This window comes from Nonomuraea guangzhouensis, assembly GCF_019396345.1.
GTDB lineage: Bacteria > Actinomycetota > Actinomycetes > Streptosporangiales > Streptosporangiaceae > Nonomuraea > Nonomuraea guangzhouensis.
The window spans coordinates 124,760-138,402 of sequence record NZ_JAHKRM010000023.1 but is presented as its reverse complement, the minus strand read 5'-3'; the positions used below and the strand labels follow the sequence as shown (position 1 = coordinate 138,402).

The following is a 13,643-nucleotide window of genomic DNA, read 5'->3' as shown; positions in this document are numbered from 1 at the left end:
CCAAAAAGTAGTAGCTCACGGAGCCTCGATCCCGCCGTCCGGCCTGCGCACCTGGGCGGCCCACCGCTCGTGCAGGTGCGTCTCCGGCTGATACCGCCTGGCGGCGCCCTCATCGAGGTCGATACCCCAACCGGGCCGGTCGGAGGGGGTGAGGTAGCCGTTGACCGTCCGCAACGTTCCCGGGAACACCTCGTGCACGGTCTCCGGGTAGACGTGCGCTTCCTGGATCCCGAACGCGGGGCTGGTGACATCGAGCGTGACATTGGCCGCCGCACCCACCGGCGACACGTCCGGCGGCCCGTGCCAGGCCGTCCGCACCCCGGTCAGCTCGCACAACGCGGCGAGCTTGCGCACGGGCGTCAGCCCGCCGACGGCCGAGACGTGCAGGCGCAGGTAGTCGACGCCACCGGAGGTGATGAGACGCGCCGCGTCGGTCACCGAGGAGACCAGCTCGCCGGAGGCGATCGGCATCGGCGCCGCCGCCCGCACCTCGGGCAGCCGGTCGAAGTGCTCGGGCGCGAGCGGGTCCTCCAGGAAGAACAGCCGGTACGGCTCCAGCGACCGCGCGAGCACGACGGCCTCCTTCGGCGTGAGCCGGTTGTGGGCGTCGTGCAGCAGGCCGAGTTCTTCACCGAGGACCTCGCGGGCCCGCTCGAACAACCGCGGCGTGGTCCGCAGGTAGTGACCGACGTCCCAGCCGTCAGGATGGGGGCTGCCCGGATAGCCGCCGGGCGTGCCGACGCCGCCGTACGTGCCGAGCCCCGGCCCGCCCGCCTGCAGCCGCACGTAGCGGTAGCCCTGCTCGGCCAGCGCGGCGGCCCGCTCGATCGACTCCTCGATCTCGCCACCGCGGGCCCCGGTGTAGACGGCGGCTGCCGCCCTGACCCGCCCGCCCAGCAGCTCGTACACCGGCACGCCGAAACGTTTGCCCGCGATGTCCCACAACGCCTGGTCGATGCCGGACAGCGCGTTGTTGTGCACCGGCCCGCCGCGCCAGTACGAGGAGTAGTGCAGCATCCGGCTGATGTCCTCGATATCAGCCGGATGCCGGCCGATGACCATGGGCGCGACGTGCTGCTCGATCGCGGCGACCACGGCGTGGAAGCGTTGGGTGAAGGTGGCGCAGCCCAGGCCGTACAGGCCGGGCTCCGAGGTGTCGATCCGCACGACGACGAGCGGCACCCCGCCCGGGGCGGTGACGATCGTGCGCACACCGGTGATGCGCAGCCCGTCCCTGGCCTGCCACGGCGCCTGCGTCTCCGGCATGATCATGATTGTCGCTCCTCTGGAAACGGATGCAAGGCGGTGAACCCGAGCAGCCGCCTGGCCGGTTCGAGATCGATGGCCACCGTCCTGCCGGGGAATGCCGTACGACGCGGCACGCCGGGGTGGTGTGTCGCGAGCAACTCCTCGGTGGGAGTCGTCACGAGCGTCTCGGGCGCGGCGACGAAGATGACCGGCGCGCCGTACAGCGGGGCCGTCAGCCCGAGCAGGCAGGCGCGCGCGGCGTCGCGCAGGTCGAGGTAGCTCCACACCTCCGCGGCCCCGGCCGCGGGCTCCCTGGTCAGCCGCTCCGCGCGCGCGGCGAGCCTGGCCTGGTCGCCGAGGAAGGGAAAGCGCAGCGCTGCGACGGTCATGCCGTGCCGCCGGTGCATCATCGCCGCCGTGGCCTCGTCCACCTGCTTGGACAGCGCGTACGGGTCCTCGATCTGCAACGACACCTGCTCGTCCAGGGGTAGATACGGCGGGCGAGGGCGCGACCTGGCGAAGGGCAGACCGGTGATCGACAAGCTGCTGGCGATCACGGCCCGGCGTACTCCCTGTTCTCCCGCCTCGTTCAGCACGACGAACGTCGCCAGCGTGTTGGCCGAGAACACCACCTCGGGCGCCGCCACCTCGGGCGAGGCCAGCGCCGCCGTGTGGACGACGGCGTCGACCCCTTCGAGGGCCGCGCGGACGGCGGCCGGGTCACGGGCGTCGCCCACGACGACCCGCTCCGCCGCAAGCGGGCCAGGATCCTCCGCGACGAGCGCGGTCACGGCGATGTCCCGCGAGGCGAGTTCGGTCAGTACGGCGGAACCGAGGCGGCCGGCCGCACCGGTGACCAGGACCCTCATCCCTTCAGCCCCGTGAAGCCGATGCCCCGGATGATCTGCCGCTGGAACAGCAGGAACACCACGACGGGCGGGATGATCGCGATCAGCATCCCGGCGATGAGCAGGGCCTGGTCCGAGGTGTCCGCGAGCCGGGGCAGGGCCACCGCCAGCGGCTGGCTCTCGGTGTCGGTGAGGGCGATCATGGGCCAGAGGAAGTCCTTCCACGCGTTCATGACAGCCAGCAGTGATACCACGGCCAGGATCGGACGCGACATGGGCAGCACCAGCCGGGTGAAGATCCGCCACGGCCCGGCGCCGTCGAGGCGCGCGGCCTCGTACAGCTCCTTGGGGATACCGTCGAAGAACTGCTTGACCAGCAGGACGTTGAAGGCGTGCGCACCGGCGGGCAGCCACACCGACAGCGGGGTATTGGCGATGGACAGGTCCAGGACCGTCAGGTACAGCGAGACCATCGAGACCGTGCCAGGCAGGAACAGCGTCGCCAGGACCGCGCCGTAGACGTACTTGCCGTAGGAGGGCCGCAGGACCGACAGCGCGTAGGCGCCTGTCGTCGCGACGAACAGCTGCGTGAACCAGGAGCCGCCGACGAGTACGACGGTGTTCGTCAGGTAGTGGCCGACCTCCAGGGTGGTCCATGCCTCCGCCAGATTCGACCATCGCACGTCCGCCGGCCAGAGGGCCAGCGGCCGGCGCAGCGACTCCTGGGTGGAGGAGATCGCGCCCTTGAAGATCCAGTAGATCGGCCCGGCACCCTCCAGGACCAGGGCCACGATGAGCAGCACCTGGGTGGTGCCCAGGCCGAGGCGCATCCCGCGCCTTTCGGTGTCGGAGATCACTCCCCTCACTTCGTCCCCCACGTTCTGGTGAGCCGCAGGTATACGGCCGACAGCACCGCCAGCACCACGGCCAGGCTCACGCTCAGCGCCGCTGCCGTGCCGTAGTCGCCGTTGACGAAGGCGTACCTGTAGATCAACAACAGCACCGTGACCGTCGAGTCCTCCGGCCCGCCGTCGGTCAGCACGAACGGCTCGGTGAACACCTGGAAGGTGCTGATCACCTGGAGCAGCAGCATGATCAGCAGGATGGGCCGCAGTTGCGGCAGCGTCACGTGCCACAACCTGCGCCACACCGACGCCCCGTCCAGCTCGGCCGCCTCGTACAGCTCGGTGGGCACGCCGGACAGCGCGGCCAGGTAGATGAGCACGGCGCCGCCGGCGCCCGCCCAGGTCGCCTCCAGGACCAGGCTCGGCATCGCCATGCCCGTGGACTGCAACCAGGGGTACGGCCCCAGCCCGGCCAACCCGAGCAACTGGTTGAACAGACCGGAGTCCGGGTCGTAGAACCACTTCCACATCAGCACGGCCACCACCGGCGGCACCACCACCGGCAGGTACACCAGCACCCGCATCAACCCGGAGCCGCGCCGCATCTCCGACATCAGCACCGCCAGGAAGATCGGCAACGGGAAGCCGATCAGCAGGGCCAGGCCGGTGAACAGCAGCGTGTTGCGCACCGCCATGCCCAGCAGGGGGTCGGCGAGCAGGGTGTGGAAGTTGTCCAGGCCCGCGAACGTCGCCGCCTCGACCAGGTTGGTCCGCTGGAAGCCGAGCACCACGCTACGGATGATCGGCCACCACGAGAACAGGCCGAAGACCAGCACCGTCGGGATGAGGAACAGCGCGGCCGCGACGCCTTTGGGCCGGGTCACTGTGCTTTCTCGAGCAGCGGCGCGACTCGCGCCGCCGCCTTGGTCAGCTCGTCGCGCGGGTCGGCGTCCTTACGGGTCAGAACGGCCTGCACGGCGGTGTCGAGCGCACCGTACAGGTCCTGGGCGGCGACAGGGGGCTCGACGACGTACTCCAGCTTGTCGGTGTCCTTCACGTAGGGCGCGAAGTTCGACACCGGGATGTTGGCGTGCTTGGCGATCGCGCTGTTCACCGGGCCCGCCACCGAGGTGCCGTAGAACGGCAGCGTGGGCAGGCCGACGGCCAGCTTGTCCGCCGCGTTGGCCACGGCCAACTGCTCGGCGGCCGACGGGTCGTAGTTGGGCTTGAGGTAATAGAAGTCGATCCACTTCACCGCGGCGGCTCGCTGCGCGGCCGTGGCTTTGGCGTTGACGGCCGCCACCAGACCGCCCAGCAGCGTCGCCTTGCCCGCGCCCTGCTGCGGCAGCGCCGCGATGCCGAAGTCGTCCGGCTTGCCGGAGTAGAGGGTGGTGTAGCGGCTGTAGCTGTTCACGGTGCCGATCAGCATGCCGATCTTGCCGGCCGCGAAGTCGCGCTCCGCGTCCTGCTGGGTGCGCAGTTGGTTGGCGCCCATGGAGTCGTCCTGCCACCGCATCGCGGACAGGTGCCGCAGCGCCTCCTCCGCCGGGCCGTCCAGGAGGGAGGACACGTACTTGTCGCCCTCCTGCTTCTCCATCCGGCCGCCGAAGGAGTAGGTCATCGCGGTCAGGATCCAGCCGCCGGTGTTCTTGACCGTCATCTGCGTGTAGCCGGTCGCACCCGTCCCGGCGATCTTCTTGGCCGCCGCCCGGACCTCGTCCCAGGTGGCCGGTGGCTTGTCCGGGTCGAGCCCCGCCTTGGTGAACAGGGCGCGGTTGTAGACCAGGCCCAGCGCGTACTCGGTGACGGGCAGGCCGTAGACCTTGCCGTCCGCGCCGGTCGCCGGGGCCAGCGCGCGCGGGTCGAAGTCTCCCGCGTGCGGCAGGCTCTTGATCTCGGCGCTGAGGTCGGCGACCTGGCGCCGGGCGATGAGCCCCGGCGGCTCGGTGAGCGGCACGGTCAGCACCGTCTCCGCGTTGCCGCCGGCCAGCCTGGTCGCGAACGTCCTGGCGTCCCACTGCGTGTCGGTCGGCTTGATCTTGATGGTGGGGTTGGCCTTCTCGAACGCGGCGACCGCGTCGAGGAACTGCTTGCGGGTCTTGGCGGCGGTGGTGGGAGGCATGCCCGCCACGGTGATGGCGGTCTTGCCCGAGTCCTCACCCGACGAGCCGGACGAGCAGCCCGCCGTCGCGGCGGCGAGCACGAGCGCCCCCGCCATCCACCTTCTGGAGGCTGATACATCCATGGCGACTCCTCTGGCCTAATGCGGATTAGGTGGCATCTAATCCGCATTAGGAGATGGTGTCAAGGCGTTACCGCCAGATTACGTGATGCGCACAAATCACCCTTGACACTCTCGTTCCGGCCGGAGTACACATCTCCCTAATCCGCATTAGGTCGACAGGGAAGAGATCTTCATGTCTGACATCCCCCGACGCCGCTTCCTCGGCGGAGCCGTCGCCGCCGGGCTCGCGGGAGCGTTGCTTCCCACGACCCCGGCCAAGGCCGAGACCCCTTCGATCTCCGCTGACGGCATCACGCTGACCGCCGGGACCGACGGCGGCATCACCGTCCGCGACGGCGGCGGTGTCGAACGGATCAGGCTCACCGGGTTCATGACCAAGGACTCCGTCACCGGCATCCAGCGCACCACCGGCGGAACGCCGTCGCTCGTCACGCTCCAGGACGGCACGCAGGCCATCCAGGTCGACTACACACTCCCCACCGCGGCCGGGGGAATCACCGTCCGCGGCGTCTTCCGCGTCGCGCCGCACCGCGCGAAGCTCCGTTGGGAGGTCGGCGGCTCGACCACGCTGATCCCGGCCGGTTTCATGCTCGGCCGCGCCGTCATCTCGCCCTCGGCGCCCGAGTCCTTCGCCGCGTTGACGACATGGAACCGCGATGCCGGGGGCGGAGTGCCGTACGAGAGCAATGCCGGGGTCGTCTACCAGGAGACCTGGGCCGACACCCGCGCCTACTTCCGGCTGGCCACCACCACCCCCGCCTGGACCAACGCCACCTGGATCCACGCGCCGGGCACCGGGACCGCGAGCGCGGCCGTGACGGAGGCCGACCTGGTGCTCGGCTCGATGCGACCGGCCGCGGGTGGCACCATGGGCGCGGGGCTGCCCCTCGGCGTGGAGGTCTGGACCGACCAGCCCTTCTCGCTCTGGGACGCCGGCGGCCAGGCCATGGCCCTGCACGCGGAGGTGGCCAACGGAGGAAGCGCGGCCCGCAGCGTGAAGCTGTCGTGGTGGGCGCGCGACTTCGACGGCAAGACGCTGGCCAAGGGCAGCGTGACCGGAACGGTCGCGGCGGGAGCCGCCTGGACACAGACCTTCACCGTCACCTCACCACCCCGCGGGATCGTGTTCACCGAGGTGCAGGCCACCGCGGACACGGACAGCGCGTTCGCCCGCACCAACCTCGCCGTCCTGCCGCCGCATACCTATCAGGCGGGGGCCGACAGCATGTTCGGCATCGCCAACTACCCCTGGCTGCTCAAGCCCGACGCCGCCGCCGTCATGGGGCTGATGAAACGCCTGGGCATCCAGCGGGTCCGCATCTCCTACGACGGCGGGCCGGGCCTGCCGCCCGCCACCCTCGACGCGGCCGGGATCCGTCACAACATCGAGCTCGCCGGGATCCCCCTGGGCGGAACCGCCGCCCAGGTCGCCGCCTGGGCCGACACGAACACGCAGAAGGCGATCAGCTCAGGCGCCGGCTACTTCGAGGTCGCCAACGAGGTGAACAAGCCGTGGATGAGCGGCGAGACCGCCGCCGCCTACGTACGGGACGGCTTGCGCCCGGTACGCGACCGGCTCACCGCCGCGGGGGCGCCCACCAAGGTGCTCAACGCGGGTCTGGCCGGTATGGACCACGTCTGGACCAAGAACTTCCACGACGCCGGCGGCTGGGACCTCATCGACGGGTTCGCCTTCCATCCGGGCAGGGGCAACTTCACGCCGGACTACGCGCCGCCTCCTGAGGAGTGGACGCAAGGCGATAACGGCTCCTACTGGAACTTCCTCGGCGGCCTGCGCAAGGCCCGCGAGACGATCACGGAGTACGGACAGAAGGAGTTGTGGCTGACCGAGGCCTACGCCTGCACGAAACCGAACAGCTGGTGGCACGACACCTACCGGCAGGCCGCGGAGAACGTCCTGCTCACCCTGGCGCTGGCCATGGCCGAGGGGGTGCGCTGCGTGAACTGGTACCAGCTGCACGACAGCGTCCTCGGCAAACCGCAGATGGCCGACCCGGCCAACCCCGAATACCACTACGGCCTCATGAACCGCGACACCAGCGCCAAGCCGTCCATGCTCGCCTACGCCACCGCCGCACAGGTGCTGGACCAGGCGACGTTCGTCCGCTGGCTGAAGCCGGCCGACCCCGACCTGAAGGGGCTGCTGTTCGACACGCCGGAAGGACCCGTCTCCATCCTGTGGAGCAGGAAGGACGGCTACCTGCTCAACACCGACCACGCGCCGGGCTCCACGTGGTTCGCCGCGCCGGAACCGTGGGTGGACGGCTGGCCGACCAAGACGGAGCTCAAGGTGGCCGCAGCCGGGCGCTCGGTCAGGGAGCTCGACTGCATCGGCAGGGAACGGCGGCTCACCGCCCGCGACGGCAAGGTCGAGGTCCACCTGGACGGCGCTCCGCGCATCTACTACGGCTTGACGGAGACGCCTGACCAACTGCCGTGAGGCCACCATCTTGTCAGGGGGTCTGCCGAAGAATTACGGTCAAGGCCGTTATGTTCTCATCGGAGGCCCCCATGCGCATCCTCGCCGTTGCGTTAGCCATCGCACTTTCCCTTACATCTCCGGTCAAGGCCGAAACAGCTGCAGCCGCACCGCCGACAGGCTGCGGCTTCCAGAACCTGGGCACCCTGCCGCTCATCGGCGCTACCACCGCGGGCACCGCGCGTGACGGCGACCGCGTCTACTCGGTCACCTCCAGCGCGTCCGGCCCCGCCATGCTCGGCATCAGGAACGCGGCGGACGCCACCCTGGTCGCCGAGCGGCCGTTGCCGTACGCGCTCGGCTCCTGGGCCGTCACCGTGGCCCCCGATCACTCCGTCTACGTGGGCAGCTACAACGCCACGGCCGGGGCCATGGGCCGGCTCTTCCGCTACGACCCCGCCACCGACGTGGTCAGCGAGCTGGGCATCGCCGTGCCGGGCGAGACGTTCGTGTGGACCGTGGCCGCCAGTCCTGACGGCTCGGCCGTCTATGGCGGCACCTCGCCCAACGGCCGGCTCTTCCGCTACGACACGGCCACCGGGAAGATCACGGACCTGGGCAGCCCGGTGCCCGGCGAACAGTACGTACGCGACCTCGCCATCGCCAAGGACGGCACGATCTACGCAGGCATGGGCGCCACGGGCATGAAGGTGGCGGTGCTCAAGCCCGACGGCACCCTGATCAAGGTGATCGACCCGCCGATCGCGGGCAGCGGCTACGCCTACGACCTCGACGTCGTGGCCGGTCACCTGCTGGTCCGCTTCACCACCTCCACCGGCACCAACCCCATGGGCGTCTACGACCTGGTCAGGAACAGGTGGCGCGACTTGGTGGACGACGTCGACAGCCTCACTGTCGGCGGCGGAGCGCACGGGCACCAGGTCTACCTGTTCCAGGGTGACGAGCTCGCCGTCTACGACATCGAGCGCCGGAAGACCACCCGGCTCGGCTTCACCGACTTCGGCGGCGGCGCCGCCCGGCCGCTGGGCTGGCTCGGCCGCACGCTCGTCGGCACCTCCTCCACCGGCCGCATGTGGCACTACGACCGCAAGAGCGGCCAGGGCAGGTTGTTCGACTCCACGCTGACCGGCCAGCCCGTCTCCATCAGGTCGATGGGAATCGGCCCCGACGGCCGCGTCTACGCGGGCGGCTTCTTCACCGGCGGCCTGGCCGCCTACGACCCCGCGACCGGCGCATCGCAGTTCTGGCCGAACGTCGGCCAGAGCGAGGGCATCGTCACCCACAAGGGCAAGCTCTACCTCGGCGTCTATCCCGGCGCCCGCATCTACGAGTTCGACGGCACCGCACCCCGGCTGCTGCTCGGCCTCGCCGACCAGGAGCAGGACCGGCCGTTCGCGATGGTCTCGGCCGGCGACCGGCTCGCCTTCGGCACCGTGCCCAAGGCCGGTACGGTCGGCGGCGCGCTGGGACTGCTCGACCCCGCCACCGGCAAGTCGGTGATCAGGCGGAACCTCATCCCCGGCCAGAGCATCATCGCCCTGGCCTACCGCGACGGCGTCCTGTACGGCACGACGTCGGCGTTCGGCGGCACCAGCACGCCCCAGGGCGACGCCGCCCACGCCTTCGCCTACGACATCGCCACCGACACCCTCAAGTGGACCAGCACCCCGGTGCCCGGCGATCTGGCGCTCGGCTCGATCACCTTCGACGGTGAAGGCAAGCTCTGGGGGCTCTCGCCGGACGCGCTCTTCGAGCTCGATCCGGCCACGGGGACGGTCCTGCGCACCGTGAAGCACCAGACCTACCCGTGGTCCACCGCCACCCAGGTCTGGCTCGACACCAACATCGAACTGGGCCGCGACGGCATGCTGTACGGCAAGGTGCAGGGCAAGGCCTACCGGATCGACCGGGCGACGATGACGCTCACGCTCATCGCCCGCCCGATCTCGATCCTGCTCAAAGGCCCGGACGAGCACATGTACCTGTCACGCTTCGAGAACTTCTACACCTACCGCCTCTGCGGCTGATACCTGAACAGTCTCGGGCCCTCGGCGAAGTAGACGTCTCCGGACCTGTGCACCGCGAGCTGGTGCACAGGTCCCTGCCGCAACACCGTCCGGTGCCCGGTGACCGGGTTCAGCGCGAACACCTCCGTCCCCGCGTGCGCGCCGTAGAGCAGACCGTCCACCCGGTTGAGGGCCAGGGCGCCGCTCGCGCTCGTACTCGGCGAGAGGGTGATCGTGGAGACCACCTTGCGGGCCGCGACGTTCACCCTGAACACCGCGCCGCCCGCGATGCCCCACAGCCGCCCGAGGCGGTCGAAGGTGAGCGCCGGGATGGCCGGCTTGCCCGGCGCGGGAACGATCTCCCACAACAGCCGGTCTTCCCGGACCGACCAGGCGAACAGCTTGGCCTCGGGCTGTGTGGGCGGGGTGGCCGACTGGCCGCTGTAGATCGAGGTGCCGCCGTAGACCACGCCGTCGCGGTAGGCCAGCGACACGATGCTCTGGTCCTGGATCACATTCCGCTGGGAGTACTTCAGCGCGCCCTTCTCCGGATCCCACACCGCCAGCACTCCGCCGAGGCTGCCGAGGTCGGGCATCGTGCCGGCGACCAGGTAGCGGCCCGCCGACACCAGGGCGCGCGGCCTGATCTGCTTGTCGGCCGCGAGGTCGAACAGCCTGGCCGGGTTGGGCTCCGGTCCCGGCTCCGGACTGGGTGAGTACTCGGTGCTGTTCCACGGCAGCGCGGGGTCGTAGGCGTAGACCCTGGCCTCGGGGTAGGCGCCGACATACAGTTTGCCGGCGTGCGCCGTCATGGCCTCGCTCTGGGAGAAGGTGTGGAACTCGGTCCGCTCCCCCGTCCTCGGGTCGAGCGCGGCGAACCCGCCGTTGAGGAAACCGCCGGTGTAGACACGGCCGTCCGGGCCGTCGGCGATGGCCGTGATGTCGATCGGCTCGCCCTTGATGCCGCTCTGGACGAACGAGCGCGCGCCGGTCTGCGGGTTGTAGCGGAACATCAGCCCCCGCCACAGCAGCCCGACCAGGCTCTTACCGGGGTAGTCGGGCAGGCCCAGCTCCGCCCAGCCGATGCCCCGGGTGTTCGCCACCCGCCCCGTGAACGGCATGCCGGTCCCGGTCACCGTACGGGTGCGCGGGTCGTAGCCCACCAGCTCGCCGGCCTTGACGAAGTAGACGCGGCCCTGATCGTCCGGCGGCGACACGTCGAGGCCGTGGGCCGACTCGATGGAGTCCGTCCAGGTACGAGCGGCGATGTCCCAGACGTGCAACGGCCCCGGGAAAGCGCCCCCGAACCTGACGTAGAGGAAGCCTCCCGCGGCGTTGACGTCGTAGGCCCACTTGCCGGCGGGGTCGAGCCCCGGCGGGTCGGGCAGCCGTTCGGCCACACCCGTGGCGGAGTCCACCTCGAAGACGGCCGCCGGGGCCTCCGTACCCGCGTAGATCTTGCCGTTGGCGTAGGAGACGCTGCGGACGTAGGCGTGCGCCGAGGACAGCCGGCCGTAGTCTCGGACGCCGCCGGCCGGGTCGTAGCCGAACAGCCGGCCGCCCGGTGACGTGCCGCCGTAGACGGTCGCGCCCTCGCCGGCCGCCACCGACCAGATGAAGTTCTCCGATGGCAGGGGGCGGCCCAGGTCGGCGACGCCGCTCTCGCGGGTCCAGCGGTAGAGGCGGCCGTCGCCGTACGTACCGGCGTAGAGGCTGCCGTCCGGCGTCGCGTCCACCGCCCAGGCCCCGGCGGCGCCCGGCAGGTCGAACCGGCCGCGTTCGTCACCGGTGGCCGGGTCGACGGCGTTGAGGTGGGCGGGCGTGCCCGAGGAGGCACCCCAGAGCACCGTACGGCCATCGGGGCCCGGAGCCACGACGCCGCCGAGGAGGAGCACGTCCTGCAGCGGGACACCGAGGTCGGTCACCTTGCCCACACCCGCGTCGACGGGGGCCGCCACACCCAGGAGCGTGGTGACGGCGATCCCCGCCACCACGATTCGCCTTATTAAGGTCATGGCCGAAATCTAAGAAATAGGCGCATTGTCGTCAATAGAAGCGATTACGGCTGCGCCCGTATCTAGGTGCTTGATCATGCCCATGGCTGGTCGACGGACCAGCTCACGTCGGCGGCCCACGAGGTCGCGCTGTCGAAGGAGTTCGAGCCGCCGTTGCTGGCGATGTAGACGATGTTGTTGTAGTGGCGGATGAACCGGGTCGGGAAGTTGTAGGAGGCCAGCGAGGTGCCCTGGCCGCTCTTGCCCGCCTGCGGGCAGAAGGTGGCGTCGGCGGCGAACAGCGTACTGCCGTCGTTGTGCTGCCGGTACAACTGGTAGTTCTGGTGCCGCAGGTAGTCGCCGGGGTAGTTCCTCGACTCGAACGACAGGCACGAGCTGCCGGCCAGGCCGCTGCGGACGATCCACGAGGCGTCGCTCTTGTCGAGAGACGAGCTGGACGACGTGATCACCGAGGTGATGACCTGGTCGTTCTGGTGACGGATGTAGCGGGTCGTGCAGCAGGACGTCGTCGCGCGTAGCGAGATCGACGAGCCGGGGGTGAGCGTTCCGGGCGTGCCGCCGCCACCACTCGACGTCGTGTATCCGGCGGCCACGATGTCGGCCTGCACCGCGTTCTCGGTGGCGTCCGACGGATAGCCGGAGGTCATCACGCCTTCGTAGAAGGTACCGGCGGAACCGTTGCTGTTGTCGCCGCCGATCCCGAGGATGATGGCGCCCTCCTTCTTCATCGGGTTGTAGCCCGAGACGTTGGGGCGCGGTCCGTTGTAGTAGGTCGACAGGCTGCCCGACTGCGCGTTGCCGGCCCGGATCGCCCAGTGGTTCGGCTCGCCCTTGATGATGGCGGTCAGATACCGATGGTTCACGGTCGGGTCGTTGGCGTTGTAGCCCGGGTTCACTCCGGAGAACAGGCCGTTCTCGAGGTCGGCCATGACCCAGGGGCCGTTGCCCGTGCCATAGCCCCAGACCTTGATGTTCCCGAAGTAGATGGCCTCCATGGTGCCGTTGCCGTTGTCCCGGCTGTTCGTCTCGGCGTTGCCGTAGTCGAAGCAGCAGCCGCCGTTGTAGTGCGTGCCGTCGAAGACCGCGTACATTCCCTCGGGCTGGTCGCCCTTCGCGACGCCGTTGGTGCTGTTGTTGCGGTAGCCGGTGCCGGGCGCCACGTAGACGCCGTACGCCTTGTGGCCATTGATCATGGTCGGCGCCGCGGTCGCGACCGCGAGGTTGTCATATCCACCCGGGGCCGGGCCGGAGAACCCGCCGGGGGGCGCCTGGGTGAGGCGGTTATTGCGTCCAGACTGGTCGTAAATGATGGTGATGAGGCAGGTCGTATTCGCACAGAACGAATCCTGCGTGGCGGCGTTGGCATATCCGCCCGCGCTCAGCAGGCCGATGTCCCGGGTGGTGTTGTCCGAGGAGCGGCGCACCTGGTAGAGCGGGCCGTTGTAGGCGGCGTACAAGGCGCGGGTCGTACTGTGCGCCGCCACGCACGGGGTGCCGCCGGCGGCGTAGATGTCGCACGCGAGCGACGTCGCGGCCTGCGAGGGCGTGGTGATGCCGACCAGCAGGCCGGCGACGAGCGCGACGGCCGCACCCGCGGATAACAGTGCCTTTTTGAGCATGATGAAACCACTGCCTTTCAGGGGGGCGCCGCGATGCCGGGAGATGCCCCGCCGACCTGCGACATCACGGCAGGGACGGAAAGGAAGTTGCTTATGTTAGCGCTAACATTTTTCGGTTCTATATGGCCTCCGAAGATGCGCCCTGGAGTGACTGGCTCACTATGAAACGGAAGCGTATGTTGCGTCAAGGTTTCAGTGGAGTCAGGAAAATGCCGCGGCCGAAAGGCTCGCGTCCATGCTCAGGCGATCCAGGAGCTAGCGGCCACAGCCACGGACATTTTCGCGACCACGTTCGAAAGAAGCGTCAGAGAAACCTGTCCCGCTTCGTGCAACGAACGCTGAGAGATTTCATGCGC

The 13,643-nt window shown here is 69.5% G+C and carries 9 protein-coding genes; 2 read left to right on the top strand and 7 right to left on the bottom strand.

Annotation, left to right across the window (positions count from 1 at the left end; all coding sequences use genetic code 11):
• Window positions 1–15: 15 nt before the first annotated feature.
• From KME78_RS40350 to KME78_RS40330, 5 genes are read right to left on the bottom strand one after another with little or no spacing between them, the layout of a single operon-like run.
• The gene (locus tag KME78_RS40350; RefSeq protein ID WP_219534770.1) at window positions 16–1,272 is read right to left on the bottom strand and encodes an enolase C-terminal domain-like protein; all 1,257 of its coding nucleotides are present in this window, start codon (window positions 1,270–1,272) and stop codon (window positions 16–18) included.
• On the bottom strand, window positions 1,269–2,117 hold the full coding sequence (locus KME78_RS40345) for an NAD-dependent epimerase/dehydratase family protein (RefSeq protein ID WP_219534769.1): 849 nt from the start codon (window positions 2,115–2,117) through the stop codon (window positions 1,269–1,271). The genes KME78_RS40350 and KME78_RS40345 overlap by 4 nt, the downstream gene beginning before the upstream one ends.
• Entirely contained in the window at window positions 2,114–2,953 is an 840-nt protein-coding gene (locus KME78_RS40340; RefSeq protein ID WP_308127311.1) for a carbohydrate ABC transporter permease, read from the bottom strand. Before KME78_RS40340 ends, KME78_RS40345 begins: the two co-directional genes overlap by 4 nt.
• 5 nt (window positions 2,954–2,958) lie before the next feature.
• The gene (locus KME78_RS40335) at window positions 2,959–3,825 is read right to left on the bottom strand and encodes a carbohydrate ABC transporter permease (RefSeq protein ID WP_219534768.1); all 867 of its coding nucleotides are present in this window, start codon (window positions 3,823–3,825) and stop codon (window positions 2,959–2,961) included.
• On the bottom strand, window positions 3,822–5,186 hold the full coding sequence (locus tag KME78_RS40330) for an extracellular solute-binding protein (RefSeq protein WP_219534767.1): 1,365 nt from the start codon (window positions 5,184–5,186) through the stop codon (window positions 3,822–3,824). Before KME78_RS40330 ends, KME78_RS40335 begins: the two co-directional genes overlap by 4 nt.
• A 172-nt stretch (window positions 5,187–5,358) precedes the next feature.
• Between KME78_RS40330 and KME78_RS40325 the strand changes: the two genes are divergently transcribed.
• Window positions 5,359–7,647 (top strand): hypothetical protein, encoded by a 2,289-nt coding sequence (locus KME78_RS40325; protein ID WP_219534766.1) that lies wholly within the window; start codon window positions 5,359–5,361, stop codon window positions 7,645–7,647.
• Window positions 7,648–7,718: 71 nt separating this feature from the next.
• Window positions 7,719–9,674, top strand: a complete 1,956-nt coding sequence (locus KME78_RS40320) for a hypothetical protein (protein ID WP_219534765.1) — start codon at window positions 7,719–7,721, stop codon at window positions 9,672–9,674.
• Here the strand turns inward: KME78_RS40320 and KME78_RS40315 are convergent.
• Both KME78_RS40315 and KME78_RS40310 read right to left on the bottom strand, forming a co-directional pair.
• Complete coding sequence (locus tag KME78_RS40315; protein WP_219534764.1) at window positions 9,656–11,668, bottom strand: NHL repeat-containing protein; 2,013 nt, start codon at window positions 11,666–11,668, stop codon at window positions 9,656–9,658. The genes KME78_RS40320 and KME78_RS40315 overlap by 19 nt on opposite strands.
• 74 nt (window positions 11,669–11,742) lie before the next feature.
• Complete coding sequence (locus KME78_RS40310) at window positions 11,743–13,287, bottom strand: alpha-L-arabinofuranosidase B (protein WP_219534763.1); 1,545 nt, start codon at window positions 13,285–13,287, stop codon at window positions 11,743–11,745.
• Between the last annotated feature and the right edge of the window lie 356 nt (window positions 13,288–13,643).

Coding starts and splice junctions, on each gene's coding strand:
- KME78_RS40345 (WP_219534769.1), bottom strand. CDS start 2,117: ATGAGGGTCCTGGTCACCGGTGCGGCCGGCCGCCTCGGTTCCGCCGTA.
- KME78_RS40310 (WP_219534763.1), bottom strand. CDS start 13,287: ATGCTCAAAAAGGCACTGTTATCCGCGGGTGCGGCCGTCGCGCTCGTC.
- KME78_RS40315 (WP_219534764.1), bottom strand. CDS start 11,668: ATGACCTTAATAAGGCGAATCGTGGTGGCGGGGATCGCCGTCACCACG.
- KME78_RS40330 (WP_219534767.1), bottom strand. CDS start 5,186: ATGGATGTATCAGCCTCCAGAAGGTGGATGGCGGGGGCGCTCGTGCTC.
- KME78_RS40325 (WP_219534766.1), top strand. CDS start 5,359: ATGTCTGACATCCCCCGACGCCGCTTCCTCGGCGGAGCCGTCGCCGCC.
- KME78_RS40350 (WP_219534770.1), bottom strand. CDS start 1,272: ATGATCATGCCGGAGACGCAGGCGCCGTGGCAGGCCAGGGACGGGCTG.
- KME78_RS40320 (WP_219534765.1), top strand. CDS start 7,719: ATGCGCATCCTCGCCGTTGCGTTAGCCATCGCACTTTCCCTTACATCT.